We start from the raw sequence: 17,498 nt of genomic DNA on the forward strand, positions 1-17,498 counted from the left end.
AATAATAAAGGTATGAGCTCGACAATGAAGAGTTCTGAGCCGCTAGCAATACTCTTATAACAACAAAGGTGGTGAGCAAAATGGATGCACATCGTTCTACCTACACTGAAGCAACCCTGCGCAATGCAGACATCGTCATGGCACCAGAAAGGCTAGGAGCTATGCACCAAACTCGAATCAGTTTCGTGCGAACTTTGATTCGAAAAATGGCACAGCAACAATGGAAAGTCACCAAGCATGACTGGCAGTTATGCCCTCAGGGCTTTGGTCATGTGATATATAAATTAGCAACGCCGAATCACGTTTATCACTTAGTCGTATTTTGTGATCAAATTGCCGACGATGAGCGTAACGATCGTGTTATCGCTGAAAAATGGGATGTTACTTTTGCGCTAGTACTTGGCGATGTAGACGTGGCGCTATTAGAGCAGTTACGTGCCAATGTGCCGTTGCAAGAAGCTGGTCGAAACCCAAACAATGTGTTGGTCCTTGCTCGCGCGAATAAGAGTGTTCGTGTGTTTGAACATATTGTGAGCCATTTAGCGAAAGGTGAGCAGCCCACGCCACAGGAACTAGCGGAAGTTGGCTACATCCTTCGCACAACGGCGGTATATGGAAACGGTAAGTTCGGAATTGCTGACTTTAAAATTCTTGAAAACAACCCTGATTTCAATCAATCGTTCAGTGCTCAAATGTGTGCCGTATACATGCTGCGTGAGTTCAGCTTAGATTGGGTACATTATCTGGCAGAGCAACAGGGCGGTGAGCAAGCCATTCAATTACATCGTGGCCTGCAGCGTTACTTAGGGGTAGGCAATGCCACCGGGTTAGGCATGGCGCCTTACTTGATTAACCACCCAAGCATTGTGGACCAGTGGCTAACGACTCGTGAAACCGCTCTTGCGTCAGTATTAGCCTGCAAACCTGATGCAGATACGTTTAACACTTTGCATGGCCTGATTTACAAAGGGGTCAGCCACCTGCAGCAAGTCGTCACGATCAATGAAACACAGAAAGAGCTGAACGCTATCGCCGTTCATGACTTAACTAAACTAAACACCTGGCTGGCATCTTCTGAGCAGAGTGAACTTGAAAGCACTCAGACTTGGAACGATCTCATCAACAATAATCAACACATGAGTTTGGAAGCCCAAGAAATCCTGACTTCTTGTTTGATGGAATTGTATCCAGAGTTGGTGGATAGTCATCAAGATCAGATGAACTGCGACGAGACATTGTCATTACCAAGCGGCAAAAAAATCCAAGATCTTTTGGTGACACTAGAAGAAAATTATCGCTGGGCAATCAATACCGATTTTACCAAAGCGGAAAACAATTATTGGTTTTGGTACCGCTCTCAGGATAAAGAAGAACCTAGATTAGGGGTTCGAGGTGAAGAGCCGGGAGAAGATCGTGAGCTGCCATTGGATATCGGGCGCCAAGCGTATCGTTTGTATCATGCATTGCTGGAGTTTGCCCCAGAACTTTCCTTAGCCGAATTTTTGGTTCAAAAGCCACAATACCGTGCGATAGCGCGCCGAGTGTGGACGCTAGGGAACAAAGCGATGGGCGATATTCAAATGAATGTTTTACATCAATCTTCACTGCCAATGCATTTATTACGCTGTAAGTTAGCTGTGTTTGGTGCGACCAAGTTTGATCCGCGTTCAGATCGCTGGGTGCGAGTAACGTTTTTCCAAGGCGCACCTCTATTGGATGAGATTCATCAAGATGAATGGCTGTTCCCATTGCTGCCAAGTGAGCAAGAATTATCGTCTAGCCAATCACCAGAGTTGAACGCGCAAGGAGGAGCAAAGCTATGATCGTCTCTCACAATGAACTAGTCGCCGCGGTGAACAAAGCGTTTTTAGGCATGCGTCGCTCATGTGGCGAAGCCGATGTGATCGCAAACATGGTTGCGGATTTGCAAATGGTTGGTCTAGATGGCGTGCGCCACTTTAACAATGCTAGCAGTTTCATGGGGCTAGAAGATGATTGCCCTGTTGATATCAAAGTAACCAGTGATAACACGATAGAAGTGGACTTACATAAATGCAGCTTGGCGTGCCACCTCCCAGTGCTCATGGATTATGCGATAGAAAAAATGGTCGGTGTAAAGGCGCTAAAGATAGAGCTGCATAACTGCCATAACCGTTGGTTGGCGTATAGTGAGCTCGTTAAATTGGCTGCAAAAGGCATCGCTTGTGTTGCGAAATGGGAAAACGGGACAGATCCTAAGCGTACTTTGTATGTACTGAATCGCGGCTGTGTTGCACCTGAGTTATTTTTGTCTGACTTGGCGTTAGAATCAGAAACGTACTTGCATGACATGACGATTGAATTGTCAGTACAAGATTTTGACTTATCACGCCTTTCGAGTGGTTATGAGACACACATTCCGTCGCACTCTTTGGCAAATGCTCAAGAGCAAGCTTGGCAGCAAGGCATTGAGGTCGATGACGCTGAGTGGAGTGCATTAAAAGAAACTGCTACGGCGATTCTGGTCGAAAACAGCCAGCGTTCTTTGCAAGGCGCTGGGGAGTTAACGACCTCTGCATCTTAGTTAGGTACCGATAATATTAAACGGTAATAAGGGCTCAATGTTGTCAGCAATATTGGGCTCCATTCGTTTCTAGTGCTTAAATTCAACCTTTAAAGGTCTATAGGACGGTATTCTTATGAATTCTAACTTATTGAATATTTGCCGTTTAATTTGTTTGGGACAGCATATAGAGCCGTAACCCTGAGATTATCCCTATTTAAAATTAGAGTTTATACTCAACCAGCTCTTAATTTTACCTTATATTGTGTTATTATCCGCCGCCTGTCTTTGTAATTGATAAAATACGCACTAACGGCGTGTTTAAACTTTACTCCATTACAGCTTTTCAGCTGACATCTGCATTTTGCTCGGACGCTAAATGAGTAACCTTTGGGTTACTTACCTATGTGCATGTGAGAGCACCATCTACAAAAGACTTTGTTAAAACTTGCCAATTTTTCAACACGTTGAATTGAATTCTGCGTGGTGGTCTCGTTTTGCTTATGTTAACCATCTAAACCTCATCTCATTGAAAAATGTGGTGAGAGACAATTGAAATAGGATTGTATATGACAACTACGGTATCTAACTCCGTACCTGAATCTACGTCAGAAAAAGAAGTGAACCACCCATTTCTATCCTTGGTGATCATGGTCATCGTTGCGGCTATCGCAAGTTACTTTATTCCTGCAGGGGAATTTGAACGAGTCATGCTGGATGGACGTACCGTTATCGACCCAAATAGCTACACTCAGTTACAGAGTACCCCAACGACCTTAATGTCTTTTTTTGAATCATTTTTTAAGGGGTTTAAGTCGGCTTCAGGCGTGATGGGCGTGGTCGTTTTTGTCGGCGGTGCGTTTGGTATCATCAAGCATATGGGCATTTTAGATGCGTCTGTCGTTGCTTTAACAAGCAAGTTGAAGAAACAAGGTTTGTATGTGATCGCGCCAGTGATCATGACGGCCATTTTCTTTAATGTAACCTTTACAGGGATGCGCGAACTCGACGTTATCTTCATCTCGCTGATGATCCCAATTTGTATCAAACTCGGTTATGACGCAATTACGGCTTTAGGTGTCGTGTTATTAGCAAGTTGTGCTGGTTTTGCTGCTGCGCTAGCGAACCCATTTTTTACTGGTATTGCTCATACCATCGCTGAACTACCCATGTACTCTGGCATGTGGTACCGCTTTATTGTCGGCATGTTCATGCTTACGACAGGTGCAGCCTTTGTTCTGAATTATGCTCGAAAGGTAAAACAAGATCCGACGAAAAGTTTACTTCATGGTACCAGTTATCACTACGAAGCCAGCGTAGAAGTAAAAACGCTGACGGCACGAGAAAAAGCCGCGGGGATCTCGTTTTTAGCTCTGTTTGGCTACATGATTTATGGAACGCTAACGTTAGGTTTTGGCTTTACAGAAATCGCAGGTGCGTTTGTTGCTATGGCAATCATTCCTGGTTTAGTGGCGGGCTTATCACCGAACAAGATTTGTGATTATTGGACGAAAGGCGTGAGCGATGTGTTGATTGCGGTATTGATCATTTTCTTTGCTCGTTCTGTCTTAACCATTATGGAAGACGCCAAAATTGTTGATTCGATTATTTACTATTTAGCGCAAATTATTTCCGGCAGCTCGAAGCTAGTCGCGGCTGCGGGTATTTACTTCTCACAAGCGATTATCAATTTGTTCATTCCATCTGGAAGCGGCCAAGCCGTGATTACGATGCCAATCATCATTCCTCTTGCAGATATTGGTGAGGTAACTCGTCAGGTAGCCGCGTTAGCGTCTCAGCTTGGTGATGGTATCTCGAACTATATTTACCCGACCAACGGTGGACTATTAGCGGTATTAGCGATTGCAAAAGTTCCATACACCAAGTGGGTGAGATTCTTCTTACCTTTGTTCCTATTTTGGTCTGTAGGGGCACTGATCGCGGTAGTGATCGCGCAAATGATTGAATTGGGCCCGTTCTAAAGTTTCGGTATTTATCGCTGAATTTTGAGTCAATTTCTAGTAAGGCAGTATCGCGCTGTCTTGCTTGCATTTGATTGAAATTGTGTATTTTTTAACCAGTCATTTGGTGCCAGATCATCTAGTTTACGACGCTCTTTTGAAAGTGTTGCTAGGTAAGTTATTGAAGTTATTTTCAGTTATTGCTTTACAATGCGGCTGAATAGCGTACTATCCATCTCGCTCTGTTGTTCAGAGTTATTAATGAAACAGTAAGTTTACGCAAAACCTCAGAATTTCTTCGTTAGTGTTGTTATCCTCAGATTTTCCCTTAGCTTCATCGTAACATTCAATAATTCAAGCTCTCAGCGCATCGCATTTTGATATGCGGTAATCCAATGAATTTAATTTAATATAAGGGACACATTATGTCTGCTAAAACAACTGGTCTAGTAAAGTGGTTCAACGAAGAGAAAGGTTTCGGTTTCATTACTCAAGATAACGGCGGCGCTGACGTATTCGTACACTTCCGTGCAATCGCTTCTGAGGGTTTCAAAACTCTTGCTGAAGGCCAAAAAGTATCTTTCGAAGTTGAGCAAGGCCAAAAAGGTCTTCAAGCTGCGAACGTTACAGCTATCTAATTAGTATTTAAAACCTCACTGAAGGTTTTAATCTAATTTAGAAGAGAAGCGTGAATGACTTAGTTATTCGCGCTTTTTTGTGTCTGTTACTTTTTATTTTGCAATGCTCTGTTATACACCCCTCCATACCTCCCTGTTTTTCAATTCTCAATACGTGTTATCTCTTCAATACACACGCTTAGCTAACCAAAAGCGGTATTTAATTGAATGATTTTAGATTTTGCTTAGATGCCCCAGCAGAAAGACTGGTACAAGGAATGAGTATACGCTTGAAGGAAGTTGGGACTTTGTAGCTCGACTCTCAACCAGGACACAGGATAAGTGATACTTAAGTGGCTTCCTATTCCTCTATTGAGATTAGCGACCAGCAAGGAAGCACAGGCAGGCGAACCTACCTGTGTTGAATTAGCATTTATTCTTGGACAGTTTTCACCATCATGTCATCGCTCCAAATCACTTGTTCGGAGCCATCTGGCGCTTCCGAAAAGAATTTAACAGCCCAGTAGTTATCCACTTCACCCAATAATGCCCAAGTTGATTTCCATGCTTCTTCATCTACAAATGATACATAACCATCTTGAGTAATCTCCCAAGTGAAAGGTAAGTTACTTGGTTGCCCTAGATCTTTTGCGTATGTCCCGGTCCCGTCTTCATTAAACTGGTAAACGCGTGTTTTACCTTTACTGTTGGTACGTAATACATCGCCAGCCAGTAACATATCTTCGGTGAAAATATCGTAACCGCCACAGTCAAATAAGGCTTGCTTGAACTGATCCCAAGTCGCGGTGTTGACTTTGTCTCCGTTGTCACCGGTTCGGCAAACGTTACTGACTAGTTCATTTTGTTCAGCCGTCATGTTGGATGAGGTGGATTGGCAACCTGTGATCAGTGCTGCCGAGATGATTGTTAAGCCTAAAATCCTTTTCATGGATAAACCCTCTTTGTTTTGGTTTGTTTTTCGAGTGACAGTTAATAATTGGCGATAAATTGCAGCTCTTCAATATATCTAATGTGATCCATTTATAAATTTTGTGAATGCAATGGCAGGTGTTTCATCGGTTGATAGGGCAGCACGGGAAAATTGCATTACATAATTATCAATAAGAAGGGGATAAAAAGTGATCATGGCGATACAAATGTAACCAAAAAGTATTATAAATTCACAAATTGATTTCCATCAAAAAAGTGTGGTTATTGTGTGCTACTTTGCACGCAAAATAAGAAATGATTCCTCATTCATTAATAAAAGAAAGCCCTACAAAAGGAAATCAAAAATGAAAAAAACAGTATGTGGTCTCGCAGTACTTACCGCTCTAATGTCGACTAATGTTCTTGCGCATAAAGAAGGCGATATTATCGTGCGTGCCGGTATTGCTACGGTAGCTCCAAACGATAGCAGTGGTGATGTGTTAGGGAGCTCTGCACTTGAGTTTGGTGTCGACTCAAACACTCAGCTAGGCTTAACATTTGGCTATATGTTGACTGACAATGTTAGCCTTGAAGTACTGGCTGCTACGCCTTTTTCTCATACCATTTCAGTGAATACGGTTGGCGATGTAGCGGAAACCAAACACTTACCACCGACATTCATGCTTCAGTATTACTTTGGCGAAGCTAATAGTGATATTCGACCTTACGTGGGCGTAGGTATTAACTACACAGTGTTCTTTGATGAGTCACTCACATCGACAGGTAAAACAGCAGGCCTAACGGATGTTTCCCTAGATGATTCTTGGGGACTTGCGGGTAACATCGGTGTTGATTACATGGTCAATGAAGATTGGTTCTTGAATGCATCGGTTTGGTATGCCGATATCGATACAACCGCTAAATATACAACGGCCTCAGATAGCTTTTCGACGGATGTTAGTATTGATCCGTGGGTATTCATGATTGGCGGTGGTTATAAGTTCTAGCCGCTGAATAGCTAATAAAAAAGCCCGCTAATGCGGGCTTTTGTGTATTTAAACGACCAGTCATGCTGAACTAGCTGGCTTATCGCTTATCGCTTATCGCTTATCGCTTATCGCTTATCGCTTATCGCTTATCGCTTATGGCTGCTGCTTTGTTGGCGCTAGAGCGATTTCACGAATACAAACGTTCTGTGGTTGTTGGTAAGCGAATGATACAGCGCGAGCGATATCATCTGCTGCAAGAACGCCACCCATGTCTTCTTTCCATTCACCGTAGCCGTCTTTGATTTCTTGAGAAGTCGTATGAGATAGAAGTTCTGTTTCAACTGCGCCTGGTGCAATTGTAGTAACGCGAACGTTTGATGCCGCAACTTCTTCACGAACGTTTTCTGAGATTGCATGAACAGCGAATTTAGTACCACAGTATGCCGCGTGGTTCGGGAAAGTTTTCTTACCAGCGATTGAGCTGATGTTAATGATTGTGCCACTGTTACGCGCTTTCATTGGTGCAAGTACTGCTTGCATGCCATTAAGCAGGCCAATAACGTTCACATCGAACATTTTCTTCCACTCTGAAGCATCTTGAGTATCGATTTGGCCAAGAAGCATTGTGCCAGCGTTGTTGATTAGCGCGTCTGCTGGGCCGAATTTTTCTTCTGCTTTCGCGATTGCCGCTTCAAAAGTGGCTTGCTCTGTTACGTCTACTTGTTCACACATTGCGTTTGGTAGGTCAAGTGCTTCAAGGCGATCAACACGACGAGCTAAAAGTAGAAGAGGATGGCCTTCATCACTTAGACGACGTGCAATTGCTTCACCAATACCAGAACTTGCACCTGTGATTACGATTAGTTTTTTCATTTTAATTTCCTCTACTTTCTTTTTCAGTCATCTTATTTTAGAGCAATCGAAACGTTGAACTTATCAGTGGTTGCCCCGTTTCGTTGCGATGGACGTATATTAAGTAAAGTGTGCTTGTTGATATATAGCGTTTTACTTTAAACACTGTTGCCATATAACAACAATTGATGTGGATATGAATATCGGAAGAATTTGTACACTAAACCCAAATCGACGCTCTTATAAATGATCATCAGCGGTTAGTTGTCGGTTGTGAGAGTGGCCTAGCAGGGGAGGACGAGAACAACGGGTAATCACTGAAGTTCAAAAAGAGCTGGTGGGAATATTTAGGCTCGCTATTACCGCTTGTACTTGTTTATCTATAAGCTTAGATAGACATAACATTGTCGCGCTTAAGTGACACTACAACTCTGGTTTAAATAACGACTTATCTGGATTTACAATGTAAATAGTCTATGAAATAGTGACTTATTAAATAGTTACCGAGATCTTTGTGATTCTGATAAGGAACATCATGCTAGTTGAATTAAAACCGATAACTAAAGAATCTCGCATCATTTTAGAGAACCTGTTCCCTTATTATATTTATGACATGTCTGAATTTATGAGGTGGAACCCTGATGAAAGGGGGCTATTTACTTATAACAATGACAATTTTGATAAGTATTGGTTAGATGAAGGACATCACCCTTTCTTCATTTACGCAGATGGTGAACTGGCGGGGTTTGTCCTGATCCGCCCCTATCCACAGCAACCTTCTACCTATGATATCGAGCAATTTTTTGTATTGCGCAAGTTTTCGGGACGGGGTGTAGGTAAGTTGGCATTTAATAAAGTGGTAAACACATTCCCTGGGCAATGGCAGGTAAGAGTACTGCTGGAGAATTTGGGGGCGCTTTCGTTTTGGAAGTCCGTAATTTCAAAAGTCGATCAAGGCTATCAATATCATCAAGCGCTGGATGTAGATTTAACCATGCACTTTTTCCACTTTGATACTACTAAGTAGTGGTGAATTCTAGTCAATATCGCTTGTCAGTAATAATCTTCAATCTTCGACCTGAGAGAGCATAATGGAATACGATCTCACCTTTATTCATACCGCCAAGGTACATGTGAACACCTTTCAAAGTTTGATTGATCTGCTAGCCCCTAGGCTGCGAGTGCGACATATTGTTGAACCTAGCTTCTTGGCACATGCCCAGCGAAGTGGAATTGACCAAACGCTTACTGACAAGCTAGAGCTGTTGTTAGCATCTGTGAGTCAGCATAGCCAAGTAGTGGTCGTCAGTTGCTCCTCTATTGGCGAACTGGCTGAAAAATTCGATGGGAAATACGGGAGTCAGGTACAGAGAGTCGATCGTGCGATGGCTGATTTAGCAGTCACTAAAGGCGGAAAGATATTAGTGTTGGCGGCTCTAGAAAGCACTTTGCGTCCAACGCTTGAGCTGCTGGAAAGCTCTATGCGTAACTTGCACCAGAATGTCGATGTTTCTCTCTACTTAGTGGAGAATGCTTGGGAATACTTTAGTGAAGGTGACCATAATGCGTACTTGTCAGAAATCGCTAAGGCGATCACAGCTAAGTCCAGCGAATATGACTTGGTTGTACTCGCGCAGGCTTCTATGGCCGGCGCGGAAAGCTACATCACATCGAATATTCCTGTATTAAGTAGCCCAAAGCTTGGCGTGCTACGAGCGATTCAATCACTTGAAGAGTCATAAATTAAGAGGGTCACTATGTATAAACTAGATATCTTCTGCCAACCCGATCAGCAAGCTTTGGTATTAAGTACTTTACACGAAGCTGGGGTTGATAAGATTGGGGATTATGATCATTGCTGGGCGATAGGTAGCATGACGGGGTCACACCGCGCATTAGAAGGTTCAAACCCCATTTTTGGAAGCGTAGGTAATGTTGAAAATTACCCACTAGTGAAGATAGAAATCAACGTAGAAGGTCGGTTTGTAAAAGACATTGTCGAGCAACTTAAAGCCTGTTTAGGCTGGGAAGAGCCACTGGTGAATGTCATGAAACTTTACAACCATGAATTTGAGCTATAACTCCTAATTCATACTAAAGTGCTATATATCGTCATTATCAGCATTCATACACTAAATGCTCTTAACCATATGATTTAAATAATGGTTCACTGAATGTCTATTGCTTAATGAGGGCGATGATGGCTAAGTTCTATTTCACCTTAACCTTGCTAGGTATCTTTATTCCCTACGGCGCTCTTCTTCCGTGGCTATTCGAGAATGGTTTCGATATTCCTGCGTTGCTTAAAGCTGCAATGGCTAACCCAATCAGTATCTTTGCTTGGCTTGATGTGGTGGTGGCCGCAATTGCTTTAGTTGGATTTATCGTTGCTGACGCTAAAGAAAACTCAGTCCCTCACTGGTGGTTAGCGATCGTGGGGACATTCAGTGTGGGTGTATCTTGCGGCTTACCTTTGTATTTGTATCTGAAAGTCAGTCATCAAGAGAAAATCGAACGAATTAAGGAATGATCATGGTGGAACAAAGGGAATTTCCTATACAAACTCAAGTCAATGGCAAAGAATCTGGAGACTTTTATCGGGACTCGTTTGTTGTTAAAACAAGCAAACTCGATTTGAGCTCAGTTACGGTTTATCACGCGATCTTTGGCCATATGCCTAAACCTGTGCGTATTGCGCTACAAGTAAGAAACGCAGTAATGACGCGTTTGGGGTTCACAGGCGCATCATCGAATATGTCGTTACCTGAAGAAGAAATCGTTGAAGGTGGTCAGGCTGGCTTTTTAACTTTTGAGTTGGTATCTGAGCAGGAAGTGATCACCATGGCAACAGAAAACAACATGGATATGTGGCTATCGGTTTATAAATTGCCGAATCAAGAGTTCGCGGTTTCGACGTTAGTGAATCTTAAAACACGCTCAGGGAAACTCTATATGGCGGTAATCAAACCATTCCATAAAATCGTTGCGAAGTACTGCATAAAGAGTGCGTTAAAAGAAGGACGCATATAGCTGCGTCCTTAAAGTTGTTTTTCGGTTGAGCCCATAGTTGCGTTTAGCTGTTGTCCATGGGCTTTAGTTTTAATTATGCTAATGACCACGCGCGGATTTGAGCTATTTCATCAGGCTCAATATTCAAAGACTCTAAAAACTCCTGGTGCCCTTGCGGCTCTTTTTGCTCAAACTGTTTGTGCCAGTTTTTCATGTCATTATCATCTAGCCCCGATGCCTTCATTATTTCTACCCAACGATCTTTGGTCATACTCTTATCTTTAAGCAATTCTGGTTTTTCTAACAGCATGACAATCGCTTTTTGCTGGTGCCGCAGCTTTTGGATTTCCTCCTCTAATGCATTGAACTGGTTTTGTAAAACGTGCTCCTGCGATGCTTGGTCTTGTGAATCGAGTAGAGCGCTGATTTCCGTTATCGGCATGCCATAAGAACGGTATGACATGATCGATTCCAGCCGTTTGGATTCTTTGTCCCCATACCAGCGATAACCATTGTCTGAGCGACAAGCGGGTGTCAGCAGCTTTGCACGTTCGTAGTAAAGTATGGTGGTACGCGAAACACTGTGTTTTTTCGCCAGTTGAGTGACGGTTAGCATTGCTGTGATTTCCTTACAATGGATGGAAAACTTGTCATAAATTTAGCGGTTTAACGCGTTGCCGGACGCTTGAATAATGGCTTTATATACGGCAGTAAACTGCTTCCTAAAATTACGCCGACTCCAACGATAGCAAGTGCATTAGGGGTTTCAGAAAATAGCCAGTAGCCCAGAGCGATTGAATAGATCATTTGTGTGTATTCGACATTAGCAATCACATTGGCTTCACCCCATTTATAAGCTGTCACACCAAACCATTGTGCGATTGATGAAATTACACCGACAAGCATCAGCAATATCCATTGTTCTGTCGTAGGCCATTGCCACGCTAATACGCTGGGTACAATTGCAATTAGGCCAACAAATACGGCTTGGTAGACTAACACCACAGTTTTAGATTCTACTGCCGCCATTTTGCGAACACAAATCACCGCGACCGCTGCGCCAATACTGGCAATCACGCCCATCAAAGTATAGAAGGTTGAAGTGTTATCGAAAGCGGGCTGCACAACCATAATGACTCCAATAAAACCAATAGTAATGGTTAGCATGCGTGCAGCGTTTACCATTTCAGAGAGAAATAGGCGCGAGATAATGGCAACAAATATGACTTTTAAAAAGCCGAGCGCGGTTGCCTCTGCAAACGGAATATTACTGACGGTTAGGAAGCCAAGGTACAGCGAAATAAAAGCCCCCGTTACTCTTAGTATATGGAAAGGGAGCATTTTCGGCTTTAGTAAATGGTCGACGTTTTTTGTGATTGCAGGTAGCAGTAACACAATAAAAACGAGCTGTCGGAATAATAGGATTTGAAACACATCTAAGCTTTCACTCAGTGTCCGAACTAAGGCTCCCACTCCGATAAATAGAGCATTAGAAATCAATGCAAACGCGATACCTTTGATGGTATCTGGCAGTTGGTTTATGTATTGGATAGGTGTGCGAGAGTGGCGCAGTAATTTGCTGTGTTGCATGTTCAAACCTCAGTGCTTATTGAGGCTTGAGCTTAGACCCTACACCGGTAGACAGGTCAACGCTGGCTGGTACTTATTTCGAAAGCGTTGCTCGGCACAAAATGGTGTTGTCGGTTTCTATGTCTGAGGTCCAAATAAGTTTTGCGTTGGAGTGCCAGTCAATTCGGTCGTAGCCGCCTTTTGGCCTGACAGAGTGTTCAGAATATACAGTAGCGTTAGCCCATACTGAGTCGTTAAACCTTTGCTCTTTCCATTGGCTAGGCTCAGGTTTAATTTCACTGCCGCAATCTTTCTCTGGTGTTCTGGATTTCTCACAACGTTTGTTGAGGGGCGCGATATGAATGGGTAAACATTTCCACTGGTTATCTGAGACCAATAATGCTTTGCCAGATTCTGCTTCGGTGAATTGAGCGATGAAGCCTCCATCCCCCATCTGTTGTTTTCTACTGCCGATATACTCTAACCCTGTATCGTTTTCCTTAAAGTCTTTAATGATGAAGCTCAAGGTGATTGGCAAGGTGACATCGAAAGAAAATGATTCAGCATTGAAAGAACGTTCGGTGGTTATGGAAACCGAGTCTTGTTTGACTAAGTCATCCCCAATGTACATAGCGAACCAATTATCAGCCCAAACATTGGCATTAATGGATACCATACCCGGCAGCGAATCGGCATAGCTCAAAGTACTCAAGCTATACAGAGCCGTAAATAAAGCCCCCCTGGCGTTGGATGTAATCTTGCTGAACTTGATGCTAAGCATATTTTGTTTATCTCACTCTATAAATCATTTGAGTATAGGAGTAACAAACAGCAGCTGCGTAAACTTAGGGTAAACAGATAGCTTGATTTTGGTGGGATAAACGATTCGCTAGCCCATGCGATCAATTTCTTGCTGAAGGCTTTCTAGCTGGTCAAGTATCTGCAAAAACTTAGTGCCAAATGGCGTGACTTGGTACTCGACCCGCGGCGGTATTTCATTGAACATTTGCTTGTCCAAAATGCCGAATTCTACATTTCGCTTTAAGCACTCGTTCAATACTTTTGTGGACAAACCCTCTACCGAGCGAACCATTTCTCCGGGGCGGTTAATGCCATTCGCGAGTAGTTGGTACACAGTTAATGACCATTTACAGCCATAAATGGTTTCGACCATTCGCGCTGATCGTTCTGGTGCCGATTTACGTGAAAAAAAGTTTTCCTGATTTTTCATAAAGATGTACCAATAAGTACCTACCTAACCGATTTGTACTTACTATTCAGAGTGTTAGTTCAAAGCCTAAGATTAGCACGTTCACTAACTTAGGAGATAACAAAATGAACATCACGCAAAACGGTTTAGCGGTCATTATTGGCGGTACGAGTGGTATGGGTTTTGAAACAGCAAAGCAGCTACTTCAACAAAATATTCAAGTCTTAGTGGTTGGCAATAACCAAGCTAAGTTAGACAAAGCGGTGTCGGAACTTGAACAAAGCGGGCAAGTTTCTGGTTGGCAGGCAAACCTCTACGATGACGAAAGCGTAGCGCGTTTGATTGAATATATTCAATCTTCTGAGCAGCCTATTCGCTATTTAGTGAACGCGGCAGGTTACTTCAGCCCTAAAGCATTTATTGAACATCAAGAGTCTGACTATGAACAATATATGCAGTTAAATAAGGCGACTTTCTTTATCACTCAGGCTGTTTCCAAGCGTATGATTGGTGTTGGCGGCGGTAGTATAGTCAATGTCGGGTCTATGTGGGCAAAGCAAGCAATCAAAGCGACACCATCATCTGCCTATTCAATGGCTAAAGCGGGTTTGCATTCACTGACTCAGCACATGGCGATGGAATTGGCTGAGCATAATATTCGAGTCAATGCAGTGTCACCGGCTGTCGTGAAAACGCCGATCTATGAATCGTTTATTCACCCTGAAGAAGTTGACCAAGCATTGGAAGGCTTTAATGATTTCCACCCAATTGGACGAGTTGGTTTAGCAAAAGACGTGGCGAACAGTATCTGCTTTTTACTTTCTGAACGTGCAGACTGGGTGACGGGGGCTATTTGGGATGTAGATGGTGGGATAATGGCTGGGCGCAATTAGCCGCACTGTTCGAGCACAAGCGAGCTAAGGAAGATAGTAGTTCGCTTGGTAATCAGGGCGGATAGAAATCTAAGACCGCTTCGCCAAAAAGTGCGTACTATTGAAAGATAAAACCAAAGAACAACCATAGTAACTACAAATCGAGCAAGGTCGTAATGATGCTAAATATGGATTTCTCAAAAAGATTGGTCATTGAAACTGAACAGATGGAATGGCTTGCCAGCCCTGCCAAAGGTGTGTGGCGTAAACCGTTGGAGCGTGAGGCTAAGGAATCGGGCCATACCACAAGCGTAGTCAAGTACGATCCTGCGTCTTCTTTCTCTGAACATCCACACCCTAAAGGGGAAGAAATCTTTGTGCTAGAAGGTATTTTCACGGATGAAACTGGGGACTTCCAAGCAGGCACATATCTGCGTAACCCACCTGGCAGCGCACATTCTCCGTCTAGTCAGAATGGTTGCATAATTTTAGTGAAGTTGAATCAGTTTGATGAGAAAGATCTTGCGCAAGTTCGCGTGAACACCAATGACGCTCAATGGCTCGCGGGGATTGGCGGTTTACAAGTAATGCCACTGCACGAGTTTGAGCACGAACATGTGGCGTTAGTGAAGTGGCCCGTTGGCGAGCGTTTTCAACCCCACCGTCACTTTGGTGGAGAGGAGATTTTCGTGTTGTCTGGAACGTTTAAAGATGAGCATGGCGAATATCCTAAACATACATGGATACGCAGTCCTCATATGAGTGAACATTTTCCGTTTGTTGAAGAAGAAACAGTGATCTTGGTTAAAACGGGGCATCTTCCAATACTTAATTGAGGGGCATAACCTAACTCAGATACAGAGGGGATTGGTTAATGAACCTGCTCTCTGTAGCTCCCTGGCGATATCCCTTTCCAGCCACTGTACGCTCTAATAAATGAGTTGGACTCTTTAAAACCGAGTAAAAACGAAATCTCCCCTAGGGATAAACCGGAATGTTGTAAGTAGTGATCTGCAAGCTCGCCTCGCACTTCTTGAAGAATTGATTGGAAACTCACCGATTCATTCGTGAGCTTTCTTTGGAGTGTCCGTTTACTCACCGCCAGCTTATTTGCAACGCTCTCTAGAGAGCTTTCGCCGCTCGGCAAGGATTCTAGCAGAACGGATTTCACATGCTCCGAGGTCGACGCTTCATTATCTAAATCAATGAGCTTTTGATTCAGTGAACCTTCAAAAAACGTCCACATTGCGGCATTTTCCGTTAAAAAAGGTAAAGCCGCATCCTGAGCTTTGAAGGTGATTTTTATCTGATTAGATAGTGTGATTGGGCAACCAAAATAGGCTTCATATTGGTCAATATTGTTCGGTAACTGAGGGAGTTCGACACTGATTGGCTGAATCGTTTGTCTTGTTGCTAAGCGAGCCAATTGAGTAAAAAATATCAGCTCAGATGCGCTGAGAAATTTAGGAATTTCAGCGTCGTAGCCATAACAATGAATTGTAATGCTGGTGTGTTTATCCTCAATTTTCACATCAGACACCATTGGGCCAATCAAAGGTTTATATTGGCTTAATCTTTTCAGTGCAGTGTTTAAATCTGGGCTGCAAATACTTGCAAAAATCGGCGGATCGAAGGTTTCAACGGTCATGTATTGCGCAAACAGTAAAGGCGCTTCTTTTTGCTCCGAAGCAGCTTCAATACCATGCCATAGTTGATAATATTCTGCGGGAGTTAAGTAGAAGTTCTCACGATTAAATAGGTCCATAGGTAACTTTGCATACTTTAATACTAAGTCTGGGTTGATACCCATATCAATGAGTATCAACTTCCAACTTGGAGAATATGAGAACTTCTTTACTCGTTTCATGCGTGGCCTATTGTTTGAGGATAACCTGAACTTCTTAAATCGCTGGGACGCTCTTGTTTCCCTCTACTTATTGAAGGGTTACTGTTTTTCCATAGCTTGACGAGATAGTTTAAGAACCACCTTTCTAGGCAGCAGGGGAGTGATCCACTCTAATAATACTCGAAGCCCTTTTTCATTAAATACGACTAGCTGGCCTTTTTCCATCGCCTGATAGCCAACCAATGCAACGGATTCTGGCGTTTTAGCATTCTTCCATACATCAACCTTTTCTAAGCCACTGGCTCCAACGAAACCAGTGTTCACAGCGCCAGGGCAAAGCGCGGTAACCGTTACATTACTGCTTTCCAACTCGTTGGCAATGGCTTGCGAAAATGAAGTGACAAATGACTTCGTCGCATAATAAACCGCTTGTAGTGGGCCTGGCAAAAATGACGCAGTAGAAGAGACATTGAGCACTCTACCTTGCTTACGTTCAACCATACCTTGAAGATACAGGTGTGTCAGTGAAACTAGCGCGCTGATGTTCACTTGAATCATAGATAAGTCCGCTTCAAGCTTTCGTTCATTGAACAGGCCATGTCCACCAAAGCCAGCATTGTTAATCAGCGTGTTTATGGTCAAGTTGTTTGACTCGGTATAGTCAAAAATACGTTGTGGGCTTGCTGGATCTGCAAGATCTTCAGATAAAACATGCACAGCAACGGAGTACTGCTCTTCGAGCTCAGCTTTGAGTGATTCCAATTTTGATGTGGTTCGCGCAACAAGGACTAAATCCCCCCCTTTCTGAGCGTGAATCTTTGCGAGTTCTAATCCGATCCCACTTGATGCGCCGGTGATTAAAGCAATGTTTGAATTGTTCATGATAGTTCCTTGCGAGCTAAGCGTTATTGCTGACACGACAAATCATAAGGTATCCAATCACGCCACGCACTCGTACACCACGCCATGATGCTATCTCATTGCGCCATTAATAATTCTAGATGTATTTGAATAAAGTGGCGAAAGCACAACTACAAAAAAGCCACTTCCCGCATTGGGTAAGTGGCTGATTAATTTACATTTCAAATGGTTTTCTGCGTA

Annotated in this window: 20 protein-coding genes; 12 read left to right on the top strand and 8 right to left on the bottom strand. The window is 43.2% G+C overall.

The features are described from left to right. Positions 1 to 80 precede the first annotated feature (80 nt). The 4 genes from ELZ11_RS21390 to cspE all read left to right on the top strand — a co-directional run bounded on the left by ELZ11_RS21390 (position 81) and on the right by cspE (position 5,141). On the top strand, positions 81 to 1,823 hold the full coding sequence (locus ELZ11_RS21390; protein ID WP_244291697.1) for a hypothetical protein: 1,743 nt from the start codon (positions 81 to 83) through the stop codon (positions 1,821 to 1,823). Beyond that, entirely contained in the window at positions 1,820 to 2,563 is a 744-nt protein-coding gene (locus ELZ11_RS21395) for a DUF3726 domain-containing protein (RefSeq protein ID WP_137359414.1), read from the top strand. Before ELZ11_RS21390 ends, ELZ11_RS21395 begins: the two co-directional genes overlap by 4 nt. Positions 2,564 to 3,111: 548 nt before the next feature. Further along, complete coding sequence (locus ELZ11_RS21400; protein ID WP_137359415.1) at positions 3,112 to 4,524, top strand: YfcC family protein; 1,413 nt, start codon at positions 3,112 to 3,114, stop codon at positions 4,522 to 4,524. 404 nt (positions 4,525 to 4,928) lie between these two features. Continuing rightward, positions 4,929 to 5,141 carry a transcription antiterminator/RNA stability regulator CspE gene (cspE, locus tag ELZ11_RS21405; RefSeq protein ID WP_137359416.1) on the top strand — a complete coding sequence of 71 codons (213 nt, stop codon included), beginning with the start codon at positions 4,929 to 4,931 and terminating at the stop codon, positions 5,139 to 5,141. 412 nt (positions 5,142 to 5,553) lie between these two features. Here cspE and ELZ11_RS21410 read toward each other — a convergent pair whose 3' ends face one another. Further along, complete coding sequence (locus ELZ11_RS21410; RefSeq protein WP_137359417.1) at positions 5,554 to 6,069, bottom strand: hypothetical protein; 516 nt, start codon at positions 6,067 to 6,069, stop codon at positions 5,554 to 5,556. Between the two features lie 346 nt (positions 6,070 to 6,415). Between ELZ11_RS21410 and ompW the strand changes: the two genes are divergently transcribed. Beyond that, positions 6,416 to 7,057, top strand: a complete 642-nt coding sequence (ompW, locus tag ELZ11_RS21415; RefSeq protein ID WP_137359418.1) for an outer membrane protein OmpW — start codon at positions 6,416 to 6,418, stop codon at positions 7,055 to 7,057. 135 nt (positions 7,058 to 7,192) lie between these two features. On the opposite strand, the gene ELZ11_RS21420 is transcribed toward ompW, so the two are convergent. After that, entirely contained in the window at positions 7,193 to 7,912 is a 720-nt protein-coding gene (locus tag ELZ11_RS21420) for an SDR family oxidoreductase (RefSeq protein ID WP_137359419.1), read from the bottom strand. 514 nt (positions 7,913 to 8,426) lie between these two features. Between ELZ11_RS21420 and ELZ11_RS21425 the strand changes: the two genes are divergently transcribed. The 5 genes from ELZ11_RS21425 (at position 8,427) to ELZ11_RS21445 (ending at position 10,921) form a co-directional block, all read left to right on the top strand. Continuing rightward, entirely contained in the window at positions 8,427 to 8,918 is a 492-nt protein-coding gene (locus ELZ11_RS21425; RefSeq protein ID WP_137359420.1) for a GNAT family N-acetyltransferase, read from the top strand. Between the two features lie 64 nt (positions 8,919 to 8,982). Beyond that, positions 8,983 to 9,633, top strand: a complete 651-nt coding sequence (locus ELZ11_RS21430) for a hypothetical protein (RefSeq protein ID WP_137359421.1) — start codon at positions 8,983 to 8,985, stop codon at positions 9,631 to 9,633. 15 nt (positions 9,634 to 9,648) lie between these two features. Further along, a complete protein-coding gene (locus ELZ11_RS21435) occupies positions 9,649 to 9,972 on the top strand; it encodes a YqfO family protein (RefSeq protein ID WP_137359422.1) in 324 nt (107 codons plus the stop codon). Positions 9,973 to 10,091: 119 nt separating this feature from the next. Further along, positions 10,092 to 10,421 carry a DUF2834 domain-containing protein gene (locus ELZ11_RS21440; RefSeq protein ID WP_137359423.1) on the top strand — a complete coding sequence of 110 codons (330 nt, stop codon included), beginning with the start codon at positions 10,092 to 10,094 and terminating at the stop codon, positions 10,419 to 10,421. Positions 10,422 to 10,423: 2 nt separating this feature from the next. Then, positions 10,424 to 10,921, top strand: coding sequence for a DUF2867 domain-containing protein (locus ELZ11_RS21445; RefSeq protein WP_137359424.1), 498 nt, complete (start codon positions 10,424 to 10,426; stop codon positions 10,919 to 10,921). A gap of 73 nt (positions 10,922 to 10,994) precedes the next feature. Here ELZ11_RS21445 and ELZ11_RS21450 read toward each other — a convergent pair whose 3' ends face one another. The 4 genes from ELZ11_RS21450 to ELZ11_RS21465 all read right to left on the bottom strand — a co-directional run bounded on the left by ELZ11_RS21450 (position 10,995) and on the right by ELZ11_RS21465 (position 13,700). Then, entirely contained in the window at positions 10,995 to 11,516 is a 522-nt protein-coding gene (locus tag ELZ11_RS21450; protein ID WP_137359425.1) for a MerR family transcriptional regulator, read from the bottom strand. A gap of 50 nt (positions 11,517 to 11,566) precedes the next feature. Next, a complete protein-coding gene (locus tag ELZ11_RS21455) occupies positions 11,567 to 12,490 on the bottom strand; it encodes a DMT family transporter (protein WP_137359426.1) in 924 nt (307 codons plus the stop codon). Positions 12,491 to 12,563: 73 nt separating this feature from the next. Then, positions 12,564 to 13,181 carry a PEBP family protein gene (locus ELZ11_RS21460; protein WP_244291698.1) on the bottom strand — a complete coding sequence of 206 codons (618 nt, stop codon included), beginning with the start codon at positions 13,179 to 13,181 and terminating at the stop codon, positions 12,564 to 12,566. 177 nt (positions 13,182 to 13,358) lie between these two features. Continuing rightward, positions 13,359 to 13,700 (bottom strand): winged helix-turn-helix transcriptional regulator, encoded by a 342-nt coding sequence (locus ELZ11_RS21465; protein ID WP_137359427.1) that lies wholly within the window; start codon positions 13,698 to 13,700, stop codon positions 13,359 to 13,361. 104 nt (positions 13,701 to 13,804) lie between these two features. Here ELZ11_RS21465 and ELZ11_RS21470 point away from each other — a divergent pair, with 104 nt between their 5' ends. Together ELZ11_RS21470 and ELZ11_RS21475 are read left to right on the top strand one after the other, a co-directional pair. Continuing rightward, positions 13,805 to 14,572: an SDR family NAD(P)-dependent oxidoreductase gene (locus ELZ11_RS21470; RefSeq protein ID WP_137359428.1), complete on the top strand. Its 768-nt coding sequence runs from the start codon at positions 13,805 to 13,807 to the stop codon at positions 14,570 to 14,572. 158 nt (positions 14,573 to 14,730) lie between these two features. Beyond that, a complete protein-coding gene (locus tag ELZ11_RS21475) occupies positions 14,731 to 15,387 on the top strand; it encodes a cupin domain-containing protein (RefSeq protein ID WP_137359429.1) in 657 nt (218 codons plus the stop codon). Between the two features lie 35 nt (positions 15,388 to 15,422). Here the strand turns inward: ELZ11_RS21475 and ELZ11_RS21480 are convergent, their stop codons facing one another. Next, complete coding sequence (locus ELZ11_RS21480; RefSeq protein ID WP_137359430.1) at positions 15,423 to 16,418, bottom strand: AraC family transcriptional regulator; 996 nt, start codon at positions 16,416 to 16,418, stop codon at positions 15,423 to 15,425. Between the two features lie 78 nt (positions 16,419 to 16,496). Further along, positions 16,497 to 17,279 (bottom strand): SDR family NAD(P)-dependent oxidoreductase, encoded by a 783-nt coding sequence (locus tag ELZ11_RS21485; RefSeq protein ID WP_137359431.1) that lies wholly within the window; start codon positions 17,277 to 17,279, stop codon positions 16,497 to 16,499. Positions 17,280 to 17,498 lie beyond the last annotated feature (219 nt).

The organism is Vibrio profundi (genome assembly GCF_005281835.1).
GTDB lineage: Bacteria > Pseudomonadota > Gammaproteobacteria > Enterobacterales > Vibrionaceae > Vibrio > Vibrio profundi.